Here is a 17,921-nt window from a genome sequence, read left to right on the forward strand (position 1 = left end):
AACAGGAGACACATATATAACTGTATGAAACGAAAATGTGAAAATTGGGATTTCAGTCTGTATCGTGAGCACTAGTGAACGCCCGCCATTGCGGTGGGTTTAACCCAGTCCCTTACAAGGAAAGGACGCCACCGCAACCTCGTGCTCACTCTCTTCAGCGCCTTGGTAATTACTACCATCGCCGCTCCATTCCTTCTTTTCTATCTCGGCCGCCGCGCCTTCGGCCTCCTTGCCGTCATGCCCGCGGTGGGCTTCTTTTGGGTGCTCCAACAGCTCACCACTGGAGCGCTGCGTGACGGCAATCAGCTGGCGTATGACCTCGACTGGATGCCCGCTGCGCACCTGACCATCAGCCTGCGCATGGACGCGCTTTCCGCGCTGTTCAGCCTCATTATTTTGGGCGTAGGCGCGCTGGTTTTGTTGTATTGCTGGGGCTATTTCGACCACTCCCGGCGGCGCCTTGCTCTCTTCGGCAGCCAGATGGTGGGCTTTGCCACGGCCATGTATGGCCTGGTGATTTCCGATAATTTCCTGCTGCTCTACGTCTTTTGGGAAATCACCTCCCTGCTGTCTTTCCTCTTGGTGAGCTATTACGGCGAGCGAGCCTCGTCGCGTCGATCAGCGCAGCAGGCGCTCATGGTGACTGTTCTGGGCGGCCTCGCCATGCTGGTGGGTATTACGCTCCTCGGCCGCCAGACCGGCGAGTGGTCCTTCAGCGGTATAGCCGCCACCGAAGACCTAGCCAACACCCCCTACCTCACCGTGGCCATCGTGCTGATCCTCTGCGGTGCGCTGTCCAAGTCCGCCATCGCCCCGGCCCACTTCTGGCTGCCTGGCGCCATGGCCGCGCCGACCCCGGTATCGGCCTACCTGCACTCCGCGGCGATGGTGAAGGCCGGCATCTACCTCGTCGCACGCCTTGCCCCCTCGGTACATGACATTTCCACCTGGCACCTGGTGGTCATCCCCTTGGGTGCTTTCACCATGCTGCTCGGCGGCTGGATGGCGCTGAAGCAACGCGACCTGAAGCTGGTCTTGGCCTACGGCACCGTCTCGCAGCTGGGCTTTATCACCGCCATCATCGCCATCGGATCCCGCGAGACCATGCAGGCAGGGCTGGCGCTGACCTTCGCGCACTCCCTCTTCAAGGCCGCGCTCTTCATGATCGTCGGCGCTATCGACCATTCGACGGGAACCCGGGACATCGACAAGCTTGCGGGCCTGGGCAAGAAGAAACCCGCGCTGTACATCCTGGCCATCCTCCCCGCGATGTCTATGGCCGGTATCCCGCCGCTGCTGGGCTTCGTGTCCAAGGAGGCCACGCTCGAGGCGATCATGCACGAGGAGCTCTTGGTCGGCATGCCGCGCAACATGCTGCTCGTGACGGTCGTCGTCGGCTCCGCGCTGACCATGGCCTATGCGCTGCGCTTCCTCTGGGGCGCGTTCTCCTCGAAGGGGCAGGAGGAGCCCTCTGAAGCGGTAGCGAATATGCACCACATCGGCCCCTTCCTGTGGATCCCGCCGACGGTACTGACTCTGCTGACCATCTTCTTTGGTCTGCTGCCGCTGCCTTTGTCCCACGGCATCACGCAGCACCTGGACAACACCTTTGGCGCGAAGCACGCGTCCGAACTAGCGCTGTGGCATGGCTTCACCATCCCGTTGCTGCTCTCCGTGGTCATCATCGTCGCCGGTTCTCTCCTGCACTGGCAGCGCCAAGCCCTCACGAAGGCCCAGTTCACCTACCCGGCCTTGGGCTCGGCCGATGACTCCTACGACGCCGTCATCAACGCCCTGCGCCAACTCTCCCTGCGCATCACCGCTTCCACGCAGCGCGGTTCGCTGCAGTTCAACCTCACGGTCATCTTTGCCACCCTCATGGTGCTGCCCATCGTCATGCTCATCAACGGTGATATCACCAACGTGCACATGATCGTGGCCGAGAACCCCTGGCAGGCCATCGCAGCGGTGGTCATCATCATCGCCGCCATCGCCGCCACGGTGCTGGATAACCGCCTCTCCGGCGTCATCCTCGTGGGCGTGACCGGCTACGCCTTGTCCTTCATCTTCGCGCTTCACGGTGCGCCGGACTTGGCGCTGACGCAGCTCCTCGTGGAAACCATCATCATGGTGCTCTTCATGCTGGTGCTGCGCCGCATGCCGGCCAACACCGAGTGGAAGCAGGAACCCAAGACCGGCCGCTTGCGCGCGTGGCTAGCGGTGGGCGTGGGCCTGGCCGTCACCGTAGTGGGCATGTTCGCTATCAACGCTCGGCGCGAAGAGCCCATCTCGCAGTACATGCCGGAGCTAGCCAAGGAGATTGGCCACGGCGCCAACACGGTCAACGTCCTGCTCGTGGACCTGCGTGCGTGGGATACCTTCGGCGAGATCACCGTGCTCATCATCGCCGCGACGGGTATTGCCTCGCTGATTTACCGCACGCAGAGCTTTACCCGCTCCTCCCGCCGCCCAACCTTGCAGGTCACCGGCCGCCGCTGGCTGGCCGCAGGCGTGGAATCGGAGAAGGCCCTCAACCGCTCCCTCATGGTGGACGTGAGCACCCGCATCCTCTTCCCCTCGATGATGGTGCTGTCCCTGTACTTCTTCTTCGGCGGCCACAACGCCCCCGGCGGCGGTTTCGCCGGCGGCCTCGTGGCGGCCTTGGCGCTGATTCTGCGCTACCTTGCGGGCGGCCGCGAGGAGCTCGATGAGGCGCTGCCTCTCGACGGCGGCCGCACCATGGCGGTGGGTCTGCTTCTTTCCCTCAGCGCAGTTATCACCCCGATGCTCTTGGGCTATCCGCCGCTGACCACCGGGTACACGAAGGTCGGCGTGCCGCTCATCGGTGATGTCTCGCTGCCTTCGGCGCTGATTTTCGACGCCGGTGTCTACCTCATCGTCGTCGGCCTCACGCTCTACGTCTTGTCTTCCTTGGGTGCCAAACTCGATGAGGAAGAAGAGATGCGTAAGCAACGCGCCCGCGACCGCGCCCGCTCGCTGGCACGCCGTGCTAAAGGAAAAGAAGCCACTGCCACCGCAGAGAAAGGACACGCCTAATGGATGCCAACCTCATGCTCCTGCTCGCTGCGGGCGTGCTCTGCGGCGCAGGGGTCTACTTGTTGCTGGACCGCGCGATGACCAAGATGCTGCTCGGCATCTTGTTGCTGGGCAATGGCGCGAACCTCTTCGTACTCATGGCTGGCGGTAAAGCCGGCTCGCCGCCAATCGACGGCCGGACTTCCCTGCCCTATGGCGAGGAAATCGCCGATCCGCTGGCTCAGGCGATGATCCTCACGGCCATCGTCATTTCGATGGCGCTGACCGGCTTCATCCTCACGTTGGCCTACCGCCAGTACCGTTACCGCACTGCGGACGTGATTGAGGATGACACCGAGGACACCGCCATCGCGGCGATGGCCTCGCGCCCGGGCAATGCCTCGGCTGCCCCAGACCACGATGCTTCCAATGACCCGACCACCGGCCGCAACACCAAGGAAGGCGATAAGTTTGGCCCCGAGTTCTTCGAGGCTCCCGTGAAGGAGGCCACCGATGAGTGAGACCATCTCGCCCCTGGTGGATCTGTTGCTGCCGTATATCAGCTACCTGATCCCCCTGCCGATCATCATCCCGGCTTTAGCCGCCGCGCTGGCGATGCTCTTTGCACGCAATGCCCATGCGCAGCGTCGCATCGCCTTTTTCTCCCTGCTCACGCTCGCCACGGTGAACGCCGCGTTGATTTTCATCGCGGATACCACCGGCATTCAGACCGTGCAGGTGGGCGGCTGGGACGCGCCAGTGGGCATCACGCTGGTGGCGGACCGGTTGTCCACGGTCATGCTCTTTACCTCCTCCGTCGTCCTGTTCTCCGTCATGTGGTACGCCATTTCCCAGGGCGTGCGCGACGGCACCAAGGACGAGCCGGTGGCGGTCTTCCTGCCCACCTACATGTTGCTGACCATGGGCGTGAACGTGTCCTTCCTGGCCGGTGACTTGTTCAACCTCTACGTGGGCTTCGAGATCTTCCTCGTGGCCTCGTATGTGCTGCTCACCCTCGGCGCCTCGCCTGCACGCGTGCGGGCGGGCGTGGGCTATGTCATGGTCTCCATGGCCTCCTCGCTCATCTTCGTGCTGGCCTTGGCTTATATCTACGCTGCGGTGGGCACGATGAACATGGCCCAGATTGGTATCCGCATGGAAGATATCCCGGCGGGCACCCGCTCCGCGGTGTTCGCCGTGCTGCTCATTGCCTTTGGCATTAAGGCGGCCGTCTTCCCGCTGGACGCCTGGCTGCCGGACTCCTACCCCACAGCGCCTTCGCTGGTCACCGCTGTCTTCGCGGGCCTGCTCACCAAGGTCGGTGTCTACGCCATCATCCGCGCGCGCACTTCCATCTTCACCGCTGGTGGGTTAGATAACCTGCTCATGTGGGTCGCGCTGGCCACGATGCTCGTGGGTATTTTGGGTGCCATCGCCCAATCGGATATCAAACGATTACTGTCCTTCACGCTGGTGAGCCACATCGGTTATATGATCTTCGGCGTTGCCCTCGGAACCGCGCAGGGCCTGTCGGGCGCCATCTTCTACGCTGTGCACCACATTCTAGTGCAGACCGCACTCTTCCTGGTGGTGGGCCTCATCGAGCGCCAAGCCGGCACCTCCTCGCTGCGGCGCTTGGGCTCGCTGATCTACACCGCACCGCTCATCGCTATTTTGTACTTCATCCCGGCCATGAATCTGGGTGGCATCCCGCCCTTCTCCGGCTTCCTGGGCAAAATCATGCTGCTCCAGGCGGGCGCGAACGAGGGCTCGTGGATGTCGTGGGTCCTCATCGGCGGCGCGGTGATAACCTCGCTGCTCACTCTGTACGTCATGGTCCTCGTCTGGGCCAAGGGTTTCCTGCGTGACCGCGGCGACGCACCCGAGGGCAACCTCGCCATGGTGCGTCCTTCCCCGCTGGGCGAGGTCACCGAGTACGTCGAGCTGGCAGATCGCGATGACGTCGGCCGCGTGCCCTTCGGTATGCTGGCCTCCACTTCCCTACTCGTCATTGCGTCGGTGTCGATGTCCTTCCTGGCGGGCCCCATCTCCGGTGTCACCACCCGTGCGGCCACCTCGGCGCAGGATGACTCCATCTACCGTTATGCCGTGCTGGGTGATTCCGCTGAGGACCCGACGCGCCACCTAGACCCCGCTGAGCGCTACGAGGAGGGCGCGGATTCCCGGAAGAACCGGAGCGAGCCCATCCCGGATCCGGAGCCGGTGGCGCCGACGACGAGGACGTCGCCAAGCGCTACGCCCTCTCTGCCCACCTCCGAGAGCAAGGATGAAAAGGAGGCATCGCGATGAGATTTGCCGGGATTAAGCACCGCTTCCGCCCCTGGTTCATGGTGTGGATCATCGTCATGTGGTGCATGCTCATGGGCGAGGTCACCGTGGCGAACCTGGTGGGCGGGCTGTTGGCCAGCCTGTTCATCGTCTTCGCGCTACCGCTGCCGGCCATGCCCGTGGCAGGAATTTCGGTGAGCTGGGGCAAGCTTTTCATCTTCATGGCGCAGTGGTTCGTGGAGCTGATGGAAGCTTCCATCAAGGTTGGCTGGCTGGCAGTACGCCCGCAGGAAGTGCCGAAGACCGCGATTGTGAAGTTGCCGATGCGCGTGGAGAACGAGTTCGTTCTCGCGCTGGCGGTGAGCTTGTATAACCTGCAACCGGGCGGCACGGTGTCCGATATCGATATTGCCAACCGCATGCTCACCATCCATCTCCTCAACGCTGACTCTGAGGAACACTTGGAGCGGGAGATCGCGGCGGTGCGCAAGCTGGAAGCCGATATGATTGCCATCTTCGAAAGGAGCCACCCCTGATGGATACTGACGTGTATAACATCCTGCTCACCGTGGCCGCGGGCTTCCTCGTGGTGGCCTTCCTCATCACCACGTGGCGCATCGTCATCGGCCCCAACTCGCTCGACCGGCTCATCGCCATGGACGGGCTCGTAGCCATGTTCCAATGTGCCCTGGCCACCTATATCTGTTGGACCTTGGACACCACAGTCTCCAACGCGATGCTGGTCGTAGCGCTCCTCGGCTTCATCTCCACGGTCTCCGTTACTCGCTTCAGGAAGAGGGATTCATGAGTTACGCACTGATTGCCGATGTCCTCTCCATCATCCTCATCCTCGTCGGCTCGATACTCATTTTGGCGGCCGCGATTGGAGTGGCTCGTTTTGGGGACACGATGGCGCGCGTGCATGCCATCGCCAAACCCCAAACCACTGGCCTCATCTTCACCATTCTGGGCGCCATCATCAAGGTAACGGGCTCGGAGGATTTCAGCGTGGCCGAGCGCGGCGACTTGGGCATCCTGGTGCTGCTTGTCCTTTTCGCCATGATCACCAGCCCGGTGACCGCACAAAGAACCACCCGTATCGCCCGCCGCGAGGGCCTGTACGGCACGCCGGACTCGATGCTGCGCAACGAGGCCCCCGCCGCGCGTTCCATGCGCCGAAAGTAAGGACACGGGCTCCTTCTCCCCGGGAAAGAGGGAGCATTAATATAGGCTGCAAAAGGCAATAATAGGTGCTCATTCGAGGAGAGTCGACGTGAAGAAGCTGCAAGGCGTACCAACGATATGCGCTGTTCTCGCACTGGGCATCGCTGTGATGGTGTACAAGTTCAGCCAGTTCGATGGACCCCACTCCTTCATCTATATCCTCCCCTTCGACCTTTCCATCTACCGCATGGCAGGCGAAGACCTCAATGCGGGCGGCCTGCTTTACGACGCCCCCTATATCTTCCAATTCCCCTTCACCTACCCACCGTTCGCGGGCCTGCTGTTCAAGGTTTTGCCCTTCTTCAGCAAGGGTGCGCTGACCATTATCTGGCCCGCGCTCATGTTCTTGGCGGTGCTGGCCATCGTCGTCATGATCTTCCGTGAGCGGGGCGTGAAGGTGACCCCGGCCGCGGTACTCGTCGCGGTGTTGCTTACTGCGCTCACCCCGGCGAATGAGGCGATGCACGGTTCGCTGTACTACGGGCAGGTCAACGTCTTTTTGATGCTGCTCGTGGCCTTGGATTTCCTGCCGCTCAAGCGCCGCCTCCCGGGCGTAGGAATTGGCCTGGCTGCGGGCATCAAACTGACCCCGGCTTATATGGGGTTGGCTTTGCTCTTTGAGAAGCGCTGGTGGGCCGCCCTGGGAGCGGTCATCACCTTCTTGGTGACCGTGGTGCTCGGCTTCCTCTTCGTGCCGGACGCGATGGATTTCTGGACCGATGCCATGTTCAATTCTTCCCGCGTGGGCGAGCATGCCAACCCTGGCGCGAAGTCGCTGCGCTCGCTTATGTTCCGCGAGCTTGGTATCGATGGTGGCATCTGGTGGCTGCTGGCGGTCATCGTGGTCTTCGCGCTTACCTGCCTGGCGCTGCGCACCGCATACCTACGCGGCAACCGCTCGGCGGCCTTCGCGCTAACGGGCCTGAGCACCTGCTTGGTCTCCCCCTTCTCCTGGTACCACCACTTCGTGTGGACCATCCCCTTCGTGGTCATGGTCTTCGTATCGGTCAACCAGGCGCTAACTGCACGGCTATCCGGGAAGTTCGGCGAGCAGCTCGCCGGCCTTGCCTCCGTGGCGGCCCTGTTCGTGGTGTCGCTGCCGTTCATGTCGGTGCCGGTGTGGTTCACCATGTCCACGGCCAACCTCGACGCGATCGAATCCTTCCAGCCGTGGGCGACCTCGCTGTGGACGCTGTCTTGCATCGCCTTCATCGCCGTCTACGCCGTGTGGGGCTTCGTGGCGCCGCGCAAGCGTGCCGCGGAGAAGAGCTAGGAGGTCGGTTCGATCAATTAAGGGGTGAGACCAAAGCGGTTTTGCGGCGTTATGTGATCGAAACGTCCTCGTCGAGGCGAGACAGCTTCCCCAAAGTACGTTTCGATCAATTAAGGCCCTGAAAACCACCAGTTTTCGGGCCTTAATTGATCGTTCGGTACTCACCCTAAAGCGGCAAGAGCTGCTCCATCTCTTCCGCGGTGGCCTTGACCACCTTCTGCCAACTGCCGGTCTCCTCGTACAAGCGGCGCTGGCGCTCATAGCCCGCCCCAGAATCGATGATCTCCTGCACCAGCTGCAGCTCCCGGGCACAGCCCAGCTCTTCCGAGAGCGGGGCCAGCTCCACCAGCAGGTCCGCCAGCTCATCCTTGATCCAACGCTCATCGGTTTCGCGCGAGGTGATGACCAGCGCGTCCATGCCATAGCGCGCACCGCGCCACTTATTCTCCGCCACGTGCCAAGGCTGGAGAGTCGGCAGCTGCTCGCCCGCATCGATCATGCGGTCATAGTGCACCACCAGGCAGTGCGTCAGCGCCACGATGGCGGAGAGCTCGCGAAGGTTGGAGGCGGCGTCGGAAATGCGCACCTCCACCGTTCCCCACTTCGAGGCCGGGCGAACATCGAAGTGCATCGAGCCGGTGTGGTTGATGACTCCCGAAATGGCCTGGTCCCGCATGTAGGACTTCCACTGCTCCCAGTTTTCAAACTGGTAGGGCATGCCGGCAGTGGGCAGCTGCTGGTAGAGCATCGTGCGGTTAGAGGCGTAGCCGGTATCGAGCCCCTCCCACCCCGGCGAGCAGGCGGAAATGGCCAGCAGGTGGGGGTATTTGGTCATCAGCGCATTGATGATGGGCCACACGCGCTCCTCATGGCTGATGCCAACGTGCACGTGCGTGCCCCACAGCAGCATTTGCTGGCCCCAGTACTGGGTGCGGTTGATGATTTCGGAGTAGCTCTCCTTCGCGGAGACGGGGTTCTTCCGGAAGTCCGTAAAAGGGTGCCCGCCCGAGGCCCACAGACGCACATCCATGGAATTGGCCGCTTCACGCACTGCGCTTAGCGACGTCTGCAAGTCCCCCATCGCCTCCGGCACCGTCCGGCATACCCCGGTCACCAGCTCCACCGTGTTCTGGAGGAATTCCTTTTCCAGGTGCACGGAGGGGTGGGAGGCGCGGACAACGTCGATAAGCTCCGCACCACGCGGCACGAGATCCCAGGTCACTGGGTCAACGAGGGCGACTTCCCACTCCACGCCCAGCGTGGGCTCAGGCGAGCGGGCGAAGTTCTCTTCCGGAATATTCACCCATTCATCCTATCCACCAACAGGGTGAATTTAATAAGTTTTTATTCCTTAGGCCTGGGGAACGGCGAGGACCACGACGACGGCATCGCCCTTGGTGTAATCCCCGGTCAGCTCAGCCGGGTAAGGCGCAATGGCTTCCGCCGGAACATTGCCGCCGTAGTACTGGGCGGCGACTTCCTTGGCCAGGTTCTCGGCCGCCGCATCACCCTGCGGGAAGAAGATGGTGGTCTGCGGTGCGACGAGGACGTCGCCGCTGATGTTGCCTACCTCGGCCACCTTGAATTTTTCGGTCTTGAGGCGCTCTGCCTCGTCAGCTGCGTAGTTGGCGCGGCCGGAGTTGTTGAAAACGTTGACGGGGATTTCGGCCTGCGGGCGGTCAGCGTTGCCTGCGGCGGCGCCGGCCTCGGCGTTCCCTTCGCGGTTCTCTTTGTGCTCCGCGCCGGCCTGGTCGGCGTTCTCCGCGTTAGCGTCGGCATCAGCCGGGCGCTCGTTCTCGGCGGCGTCCTTGTTCTTGTCGGCTTCGCCCTCCGCACCGCCGGTGACAGCATCGCCTTCAACGCCACCGGTGGCGGGACCGGAGACGGCGGCGTCGTTGGCGGGCGCATCCTGCGCGGTGTCCTCGGAACCATCCGAGGTCATGGCGTAGAGAGCCCACATGCCGAGCATGACGGCCACGGCGATGAGCACCATGGCAACACCACGCAGCGGTAGCTTGCTAGCGGAGGCCGGGGCGGCGGCCGCCGATTCGGAATCGGCGGCGTGGCGCGCGCGGTCAGCGGACGAGGCAGAGTTTTCCGGATTCACATTAGTCACACTGGCAACTTTAGTATCTATGGGTCTCAGTCCGGCGTATTGTCGCGTGCGGCGCGCCGGACGTCCTCGCGGGCGTCGCGAAGCCGGCGCAAACGTGTCACCAACAGCGGGTAGGAAGCATGCGCGGCGGGGTTATCAAGGAGCACGTTGAGGCGTTGGTGATAGCGCACCGGAGTAATGTCCAGCTGCGCACGGATGGCCTCCTCCTTGGCTCCGATATCGCGCGGGGCGTGGGACTCGAACTCCAAAATCGCGGCGTCTAGGTCTGACAGGGAATGCATGCTTAGACTGTATGCCATGACTATTCGTCCCATCGTTATCCACGGCGACCCGGTCCTTCACAATCCCACCGAGCCGGTCACCGAGCCCATCGATTCCCCCGAGCTGCAGGAGCTCATCGCGGACATGCACGAAACCATGGACGCCGCGCACGGGGTCGGTCTAGCCGCCAACCAGATCGGCGTGAACAAGCGCCTCTTTGTCTACCACTGCCCCGACACCGACGGGCCAGATGGCACCGAGCTTCCCGAAGGCGGCATGCGCCGCGGCTGCGTGATTAACCCGGTGCTGGAAACCTCCGAGATCCCGGAGACCATGCCGGCTGATGACGGCTCCGAGGACGAAGGCTGCCTCTCTGTCCCCGGCGAGGGCTTCCCCACCGGCCGCGCCGACTGGGCGCGTGTGACCGGCAAGAATGAAAAGGGCGAGGACATCTCCATCGAGGGTTACGGCTTCTTCGCACGCATGCTGCAGCACGAGACCGGCCACCTCGATGGCTTCGTCTACACCGACGTGCTCACCGGCCGCTACAAGCGCCAGGCCAAGAAGGCCATTAAGCGCAACGGCTGGACCGAGGCCGGGCTTACCTGGCTGCCGGGCGAGGACGAAGATCCCTTCGGGCACGAGGACTAATGTCCCGCATCTTCCGCTCCGATTCCGTCCAGGTGGGCGAGCGCGTGGTGGCCCGGCGCGATTTCGGCGGCGTGCACAGCGATGTGATTGGCCACGTGCTCAGCCTGGAGCCGCTGGTCATCCGCCCGCAGGAAGTAGGCGGCTACCCCTCTTCTCTCGACGCGGTGGAGATTCCGCCAGAGCAGCTCAAGATTATTAAGCGCCTCTCCCCACGCACGGTCCGCAATTCCGATATCCGCGCCGTCGAAGTGGCCACCGCGGCGGCCTTCCCGGGCAAGGAACACAAGTGGACCTCGGATGGCCAGTGGCTCATGCGCGCGGGTGATGGCGTGACGGGCCGCTCAAATTCCGCGATTCCGCTGGGGCCTTCGGCGGGATTTCTGCCGGTGCCAATGGAGGAGATCGAAGCGTTTTATGAGCGCCACGATCTTCCTGTGTGCCTGGCCTTCCCGGAGCGCATCGGCAAGCCTGCTGAGAAGCTCGTGGCTGCCGAGCCTGAAGCCTGGGAGCTCGAGCCGGAGATCCTGGTGATGGTGCGCGATTTGGAGGATCTGCCAGAACCGGAAGAGGTCACCTTCCGCATCGATGCGCAGCCCGATTCCGAATGGCTCGATCTCTACCACTTCCGCGGCCACGCTTTGCCGCCCCTAGCCCTGGAGTACCTGCGCAGCCACATCGAGGGAACGATGGGCTTCGGACGCCTCCTCTCCCCTGCTGGTGAGACCATCGCTATTACGCGCGGCACGCTCACTGAATCCGGTGACGGCACCGTGTGGCTGGGTTACTCCGCCGTGGAAGTGGCCGAAGGTTGGCGCCGCAAAGGTTTGGGCACCGCCTTGGGCGCGCACATGCTGGCCTGGGGCAAGGCCCACGGCGCGGAGAAGGCCTACCTGCAGGTCGTAGCGCATAATACGGCGGGAATTCGGCTCTATGAGAAGCTCGGCTTCCTAGAGCAACACCGCCACCGTTACGCCCGCCGCCTGACTCAAGTACCCTAAACCACATGCGCATCGCTACCTGGAACATCAACTCCGTTCGCACCCGCGCTCAGCGCGCGGTAGATCTTCTGGCCAAGCACGACATCGACGTGCTCTGCCTGCAAGAAACCAAGGTGGCGGATGCGAAGTTCCCACGCGAGCCTTTCGAGGAGGTCGGCTACCACGTGACCTGCCACGGTCTCAACCAATGGAATGGCGTGGCCATCCTGTCCAAGGAAGAACCGGAAGAGGTCCAGACCTTCTTCCCCGGTCAGCCTGGTTTCCACAAGGACCCCGCCAAGGAGCAAGCGCGCGAGGCCCGAGCGGTCTCGGCCCGCGTCCGCGGGATTGAAATTTGGTCCCTCTACGTTCCCAACGGGCGCGAAATCACGGACCGGCACTTCGATTACAAGCTGGACTTCCTCTACTCCTTGGCGCGCTATGCGGAGAACCGGACGCAGTCGAAACTCTTGCTCACGGGTGACTTCAACATTGCGCCGTGGGATGAGGACGTCTGGGATATGTCCCCCTTCCGTGGCAAGACGCACGTCACCGAACCGGAACGCGCGGCCTTCCAGATGCTGGAAGAGGCCGGGCTGGTGGAAGTCACCCGCCGCTTCACCGAGGAAGATCGCTGGACCTACTTTGATTACAAGTCCCTGCGCTTCCAGAAGAACGAGGGCATGCGGATCGATTTCCAGCTGGCCAGCGAACCCCTCGCACGCCTCGTCGAAGGAGCGCAGGTGGACATGGTTGAGCGCGCCGGCGACAAGACCTCCGACCACGTGCCGCTGATCGCGGATTTCGATGTCCCCGATTTCGCGTCAGTGCGCTAGCCTGCCATGAACCTCAACATCGATCTCTCCGTCTGGCAGTTTGTACTGCTGCTTATTGATTACGGCATCAAAATCATCGCCATCGGCGTGGTCCCCGAGGGCCGCCGCCCCTCCAGCTCCACCGCCTGGCTGCTGGCCATTCTTGTGCTGCCCATCGTGGGTCTGCCGTTGTTCTTGCTCATGGGCTCGCCCTATATCAACCGCCGGCGCCACCGCATCCAGCAGGAGGCCAACGCGCTGCTTAGCGACGTCACCGCCTCCACCCCCAACCACCCCTCGGGCCGCCTCTCTCCGGAGGTGGAATCCCTCATCCAGCTCAATCGCAACCTCACCGGCCACCCAGCTCTCATTGGCCACAACAAAGGCCTGCATGCCTCCTATGAGGAAGCCATCCTGGCCATGGCGCGGGCGGTGGACCGCGCTGAGAAATACGTGCTCATTGAAATCTACATCCAGTCCTGGGATGAGGTGACCGATGTCTTCTTCCAGTCCCTCGCGCGCGCCCGCGAGCGCGGCGTGGAGGTCAAGCTGCTGCTAGACCAGATCGGCAGTTTGAAGTACAAGGGCTACTTCACGCTGGGCAAACGCCTCACCGAGATTGACGTCGACTGGCGGCTCATGCTTCCGCTGCAGCTGCACAAGGGCCGCTTCCGCCGCCCGGACCTGCGCAATCACCGGAAGATCGTGGTCATCGACGGCCACACGGGGTTCTTGGGTTCGATGAACATGATTAAGCGCGAATACAAAACCAAGGACCGCGCGTGGATCGATTACATGGTGGAGCTCACCGGCCCGGTGGTGACGTCTTTGGCTGCGGTGTTCGCGGTGGATTGGTACCTAGAATCCGAGGAACAGCTGTCCTTGGACATGCAGCCCTACGACGACGCCATGACCGCGGATTCCAACCACCTCCAGTTGGTCCCCTCCGGCCCCGGATACACCACGGAACCCAACCTGCGCATGTTCAATTCGGTGGTGCACCACGCCAAGGAAAAGCTCATTCTCTGCTCGCCCTACTTCATCCCGGACGAGTCCCTCTTGGAGGCGGTCACCACCGCGTGCTACCGCGACGTTGAAGTGGAGTTGTTGGTGTCCGCGAAGGCGGACCAGTTCATGGTCAACCACGCGCAGTCCTCCTACTACCAAGCACTGTTGGAGGCTGGCGTGCGGATCTTCCAATTCCCCGAGCCCTTCGTGCTGCACTCCAAGTTCATTCTTGCGGACCCGAACCTGCCGGAGCGCGACTCCTTGTGCATGTTTGGTTCCTCCAACATGGACATGCGCTCCTTCGGCCTCAACTATGAATCGACCATGTTGGTGGCCAAGGGCGACCTCATCGATGACTTCACCCAGTTGGCCAGCAACTACAAGAAGGTCTGCCACGAGCTCACCCTCGAGGAGTGGAACGAGCGCGGCCTGCTGCGCCGCTACGTGGACAACGTCATGCGCCTGACCTCCGCCCTGCAGTAGGGGATGCATGGGGACCCGCACATGGTTCCCTTATTGCCAAGGGAGCCGAACAGCACGCAGAAGGCATCTCCTAGAAGGCGTCTCCTAGAAGGCGTCTACCAAAAGGCGCTTTTGGTCCTAAAAACGCCAACTAGCGCCCGCAAAAGGCGTTTTCAGAGGCAAAGACGCCCTTTGACTGATGCCTTTTGTGAGATGCCGTTTGCAAGGCTCCAACTGCGTAGCACGCGGTGCTCGTTGTCTTGTGACGGTACCCGTTTGCTCAGCGGCTTGTACTCGGGACCTTGTGCAACGTCCTGGTGCACAGCTCCGCACTAGGCGGCGCTGCGCGTCACGCAGCGCCGCGGGCCAGCCGCGTGGATACCACGAGGCCGTACAGCGAGATGAAGCTGCAGCACACCATTCCGATGGCCATGGTCAGCGCCGCGTTTGAGTCCCAGCCCATGAGCGGGCTGATGGCGCTGGCCAGCATGGACTGGCCGAAGCCCATGATCGCGGATACGCTACCCGCTCGCGGGCGCATGAGACCCGTGGCCAACGCCGTGGCGTTGCCCATGATGAAGCCGGTCGGCGCCACGCAGGCAAAAAGCACAGTGAGGCAGACCCAGACCGGAGCGCCAAACAGCACCGACAGCAACAAGAGCACCCCGCACACGAAAACGCCGGTCACGCCGATGCGCAACATGACCGCCGGGGAGACCGAATCCATCGCCCGCGAATTCACCAGCGTGGCCGCGAAGAGGCCCACGGAGTTGACGCCGAAAATCAGCGAATAGCCCAAAGGCGAGAATCCCCACTGATCCTGCACCACGAAGGCCGAGGCGGAGATGTAGCAAAACATCGAGCAGAAGCCGAAGGCCATGGTTACCAAGTAGCCCCACACCCGGGCATTGGTCAGTACCGCCCAGTAGTTGCCCGCGACCGTGCGAAACAGCCCGGCGCGGGAGCGCCCGCCCGCGGTTTCCGGGACGATGGCAACCGCCAGCACCAATTGCACCGCATGCAGCCCGGCCAGCACCCAAAAGATGCCACGCCAGCCCAACGGCTCCGCCAGGACGCCACCGAGCACCGGGGCCACCGCCGGTGCGATGCCTTGCAACGCCATGAGCAGCGAATAAGCCTTCGCAGCCGCCGATCCGTGCACAAGGTCAGGAACCACCGCGCGGGCCAGCACCGTGCACGCACCGCCACCGAGGCCCTGCAGCACACGGGCAGCCACGAGAACGGTGGCGGTAGGAGCCATCGCTGCCAGGACAGAGGCCGCCAGCGCGAGGGCGGCACCGGCAACGAGGAGGCGTTTGCGCCCGATGGCGTCGGACAGCGGGCCCATCACGAGCTGGCCCACGCCCATGCCGATGAAGAAGCCCGAGATAGTCAGCTGCACCATGGACCGGGTAGTGCCCAGTTCGGCGACGATCTCCGGCATCACCGGCAAATACATATCTGTGGCAAAAGGCGCTGTTGCGGACAACAGCGCCAATGTAGCCAGGAGTGGATATGGAATCACGCGTCGCGCTTCTCCAGCACGATGACGCCCACAATCCACAGAACTGCGGCCCAGCCGAAGAAGACGAGAGCCTCAAAGCCTACCGATGACCACGGCGCGTTCTCATCGACATAGTTCACCGCCCAGTTCTGGAAGGCGGTAAAGGGCATGAAGTGAATGGCCTTATCGCCCACTAGCGGCAGCACGCGCACGATATTTTCCAAGCCCAAGTACAAGATGAGGCAGATGGCCACCGTGCCGGCGGTCTGCCGCAAGAGCATGCCTAAGCCTTGGACAAAGGCAACCACGCCAAAAGCGGCGAGCGGGAAGGCCCACAGCATGTACTTGCCATCCTCGCTGGCAAAGGGCTGGAAGGCCTCCGCCGCAGATTCGTTCGTAGTCACATCCGCCAACACGAAGATGTACACCAAGCCCAAAAAAGCAATAATCGCCGCAATGACTCCGTAGAGCAGCAGCTTGGCGCAGGCCACGGTCCAACGCTTCGGGTTAGCCATGAAGGTCAGGGATTGCGTCCTATAGCGGTACTCCGTAGTCACCACCATCGCGGCCTGGATCATGATGATCGGCATGCCCATGAGCAAGATGATGGAACCCAGGCTGCGCTCCTGCAGCGGGCTAATACCCAGAACCGCTTCGCCCGCGTTGAGCGAGTTCAGCAGCGTCCAGCCGGTCACAATGAGGAAGATGAGGACCGTGGTCCACCAGAAGGACTTCGTCGTGCGCAGCTTCGTCCACTCCGAGTGAACAGTATTGAGAAACATTAGCGGTTTACCCCTTCCTGCGGTGCCTCCGCCTGGTACTGCACCGCGCGATCCGTCATAGCCACATAAGCCTCTTCCAGCGAGGCGCGGTGGAGCGTCAATTCCGTCAGCGGCACACCCGTGGAATAAGCCAGCTGGCCCACGTAGTCCGTGGTCTGGTGAGGAATCACTAGCGTTGGTCGCTGTTCCTCATCAGCCGACTCGTGGTAAAAAATCCCGGCTTCCTTGAGCGCCGAGCCGAACTCGCGCAGGTGCTCCGAGCGCACGATGACCGAAGAGCTGGAATTCTCCTTCACAAAGTCATAGGTGCGCTGATTAGCCAAGAGCCTGCCGCGGCCAATGACCACCAAGTGGTCGGCCGTCTGCGCCATCTCCGCCAGCAGGTGGGAGGAGATGAGCACCGTGCGGCCTTCTGCTGCCAGCGCGCGCACGAGCGAGCGCACCCAGCGAATGCCCTCCGGGTCCAAGCCGTTGACCGGCTCATCCAAAATCAGCACGCCCGGGTCCCCCAGCAATGCAGCCGCCAAGCCCAGGCGCTGCCCCATACCAAGGGAGAAGCCGCCGGCCTTCTTGCCCGCAACATCAGCCAAGCCCACAAGCCCGAGCACCTCATCGACGCGGGAGGTGGGGATGCCGTTGGCTTGCGCCATCCACGTCAGGTGGTTAGCGGCGGTGCGGTTGGCGTGGACCGCTTTGGCGTCGAGAAGCGCGCCCACCTCACGCAGCGGGTTCTTCAGCTCGCGGTAGGGTTTACCGTGTACTAGGGCGGTGCCAGCGGTGGGCTTGTCCAAGCCCAGGATCATGCGCATCGTCGTTGATTTTCCAGCGCCGTTGGGCCCCAGAAAGCCGGTCACTTGGCCCGGCTCCACCTGAAAGGTGAGGTCATCGACGGCGCGGACAGACTTGTACTGTTTGGTCAGTCCGGCTACTTCAATCATGTCCTACAGCGTGCCACAGGTTCCCGTCGCGCGCCTGTATCAGCTGCCGTTTTCTTCCCAATACTTCAGCAACCGCGGCAGTGCTTCCCGGAAGGGAGCCAAAAGCTCCAGCTCTTCCATCTGGTTAAAGGGCACCCAGCGCAGCTCTGCGGATTCTTCGTTGGCGGTCGTGGCTAAGCGCTGCCCCGAAACCGTCCGCGCTAACACCGTGGTATAGGTCCAGCCTTCCTCGAAGGGCCCGGCGGTAACGAGCGAGCCTAGAACCTCGACGTCCGCCGGCGAGATTCCGGTTTCTTCCTCCGTCTCCCGCAGCGCGGCCCGCTCCGGCGACTCCGGCTTATCCCGCGCCCCGCCCGGGATTCCCCAGGTCCCACCGTTATTCGTCCACGTAGCGCGATGCTGCAGCAGCACTTGGTCCCCCGCCACGAGGAAGAGGCCAGCTGCTCCAAACTTGCCCCATACCGGCACCCCGCCCGGGCCTTTAGACCAGCCATCACCGGAAAGCTCTGGGTTAACGCGTGTACACATGCCTTATACGATACGCGAGAATAAGCCCACGCCACCCTGCCCCAAATCATCGCGCGA

General features: G+C 62.6%; 18 protein-coding genes. 11 read left to right on the forward strand and 7 right to left on the reverse strand.

Annotated elements, in window-relative coordinates:
• The first annotated feature begins 141 nt into the window (after window positions 1–141).
• The 7 genes from CAURI_RS11865 (at window position 142) to CAURI_RS11895 (ending at window position 7,822) form a co-directional block, all read left to right on the forward strand.
• Complete coding sequence (locus tag CAURI_RS11865; RefSeq protein ID WP_010188777.1) at window positions 142–3,057, forward strand: Na+/H+ antiporter subunit A; 2,916 nt, start codon at window positions 142–144, stop codon at window positions 3,055–3,057.
• Window positions 3,057–3,557, forward strand: a complete 501-nt coding sequence (locus CAURI_RS11870) for a Na(+)/H(+) antiporter subunit C (RefSeq protein ID WP_010188775.1) — start codon at window positions 3,057–3,059, stop codon at window positions 3,555–3,557. The genes CAURI_RS11865 and CAURI_RS11870 overlap by 1 nt, the downstream gene beginning before the upstream one ends.
• The gene (locus tag CAURI_RS11875) at window positions 3,550–5,346 is read left to right on the forward strand and encodes a Na+/H+ antiporter subunit D (RefSeq protein ID WP_010188773.1); all 1,797 of its coding nucleotides are present in this window, start codon (window positions 3,550–3,552) and stop codon (window positions 5,344–5,346) included. Before CAURI_RS11870 ends, CAURI_RS11875 begins: the two co-directional genes overlap by 8 nt.
• The gene (locus CAURI_RS11880) at window positions 5,343–5,861 is read left to right on the forward strand and encodes a Na+/H+ antiporter subunit E (protein ID WP_010188772.1); all 519 of its coding nucleotides are present in this window, start codon (window positions 5,343–5,345) and stop codon (window positions 5,859–5,861) included. The genes CAURI_RS11875 and CAURI_RS11880 overlap by 4 nt, the downstream gene beginning before the upstream one ends.
• Window positions 5,861–6,133 (forward strand): monovalent cation/H+ antiporter complex subunit F, encoded by a 273-nt coding sequence (locus tag CAURI_RS11885; RefSeq protein ID WP_010188770.1) that lies wholly within the window; start codon window positions 5,861–5,863, stop codon window positions 6,131–6,133. Before CAURI_RS11880 ends, CAURI_RS11885 begins: the two co-directional genes overlap by 1 nt.
• Window positions 6,130–6,510, forward strand: a complete 381-nt coding sequence (locus tag CAURI_RS11890; protein WP_010188768.1) for a monovalent cation/H(+) antiporter subunit G — start codon at window positions 6,130–6,132, stop codon at window positions 6,508–6,510. The genes CAURI_RS11885 and CAURI_RS11890 overlap by 4 nt, the downstream gene beginning before the upstream one ends.
• A gap of 88 nt (window positions 6,511–6,598) precedes the next feature.
• Complete coding sequence (locus CAURI_RS11895; RefSeq protein ID WP_010188766.1) at window positions 6,599–7,822, forward strand: glycosyltransferase 87 family protein; 1,224 nt, start codon at window positions 6,599–6,601, stop codon at window positions 7,820–7,822.
• Window positions 7,823–7,988: 166 nt separating this feature from the next.
• On the opposite strand, the gene CAURI_RS11900 is transcribed toward CAURI_RS11895, so the two are convergent.
• Genes CAURI_RS11900 through CAURI_RS11910 form a run of 3 tightly spaced genes read right to left on the reverse strand, consistent with a single transcriptional unit; the run spans window position 7,989 to window position 10,219 of the window.
• Entirely contained in the window at window positions 7,989–9,125 is a 1,137-nt protein-coding gene (locus CAURI_RS11900; RefSeq protein WP_010188764.1) for a glutamate--cysteine ligase, read from the reverse strand.
• Between the two features lie 48 nt (window positions 9,126–9,173).
• Entirely contained in the window at window positions 9,174–9,938 is a 765-nt protein-coding gene (locus CAURI_RS11905) for a LytR C-terminal domain-containing protein (protein WP_010188762.1), read from the reverse strand.
• A gap of 26 nt (window positions 9,939–9,964) precedes the next feature.
• Window positions 9,965–10,219, reverse strand: coding sequence for a DUF3263 domain-containing protein (locus CAURI_RS11910; RefSeq protein WP_010188760.1), 255 nt, complete (start codon window positions 10,217–10,219; stop codon window positions 9,965–9,967).
• Between the two features lie 16 nt (window positions 10,220–10,235).
• Here CAURI_RS11910 and CAURI_RS11915 point away from each other — a divergent pair, with 16 nt between their 5' ends.
• The 4 genes from CAURI_RS11915 to CAURI_RS11930 are packed head-to-tail and all read left to right on the forward strand — an operon-like array spanning window position 10,236 to window position 14,133.
• On the forward strand, window positions 10,236–10,850 hold the full coding sequence (locus CAURI_RS11915; protein WP_010188758.1) for a peptide deformylase: 615 nt from the start codon (window positions 10,236–10,238) through the stop codon (window positions 10,848–10,850).
• Window positions 10,850–11,848 carry an N-acetylglutamate synthase, CG3035 family gene (locus tag CAURI_RS11920; RefSeq protein WP_010188757.1) on the forward strand — a complete coding sequence of 333 codons (999 nt, stop codon included), beginning with the start codon at window positions 10,850–10,852 and terminating at the stop codon, window positions 11,846–11,848. The genes CAURI_RS11915 and CAURI_RS11920 overlap by 1 nt, the downstream gene beginning before the upstream one ends.
• A 5-nt stretch (window positions 11,849–11,853) precedes the next feature.
• A complete protein-coding gene (locus tag CAURI_RS11925; RefSeq protein ID WP_010188756.1) occupies window positions 11,854–12,663 on the forward strand; it encodes an exodeoxyribonuclease III in 810 nt (269 codons plus the stop codon).
• Between the two features lie 6 nt (window positions 12,664–12,669).
• Window positions 12,670–14,133 (forward strand): phospholipase D-like domain-containing protein, encoded by a 1,464-nt coding sequence (locus CAURI_RS11930; RefSeq protein WP_010188755.1) that lies wholly within the window; start codon window positions 12,670–12,672, stop codon window positions 14,131–14,133.
• Window positions 14,134–14,461: 328 nt separating this feature from the next.
• On the opposite strand, the gene CAURI_RS11935 is transcribed toward CAURI_RS11930, so the two are convergent.
• The 4 genes from CAURI_RS11935 to CAURI_RS11950 are packed head-to-tail and all read right to left on the reverse strand — an operon-like array spanning window position 14,462 to window position 17,864.
• Entirely contained in the window at window positions 14,462–15,637 is a 1,176-nt protein-coding gene (locus CAURI_RS11935) for a multidrug effflux MFS transporter (RefSeq protein ID WP_012715326.1), read from the reverse strand.
• Window positions 15,634–16,398 (reverse strand): ABC transporter permease, encoded by a 765-nt coding sequence (locus tag CAURI_RS11940; protein WP_010188753.1) that lies wholly within the window; start codon window positions 16,396–16,398, stop codon window positions 15,634–15,636. The genes CAURI_RS11935 and CAURI_RS11940 overlap by 4 nt, the downstream gene beginning before the upstream one ends.
• The gene (locus CAURI_RS11945) at window positions 16,398–17,336 is read right to left on the reverse strand and encodes an ABC transporter ATP-binding protein (RefSeq protein WP_010188752.1); all 939 of its coding nucleotides are present in this window, start codon (window positions 17,334–17,336) and stop codon (window positions 16,398–16,400) included. Before CAURI_RS11945 ends, CAURI_RS11940 begins: the two co-directional genes overlap by 1 nt.
• Window positions 17,337–17,375: 39 nt before the next feature.
• Window positions 17,376–17,864 carry an NUDIX domain-containing protein gene (locus CAURI_RS11950; protein WP_012715327.1) on the reverse strand — a complete coding sequence of 163 codons (489 nt, stop codon included), beginning with the start codon at window positions 17,862–17,864 and terminating at the stop codon, window positions 17,376–17,378.
• Between the last annotated feature and the right edge of the window lie 57 nt (window positions 17,865–17,921).

Source organism: Corynebacterium aurimucosum ATCC 700975, assembly GCF_000022905.1.
GTDB lineage: Bacteria > Actinomycetota > Actinomycetes > Mycobacteriales > Mycobacteriaceae > Corynebacterium > Corynebacterium aurimucosum_F.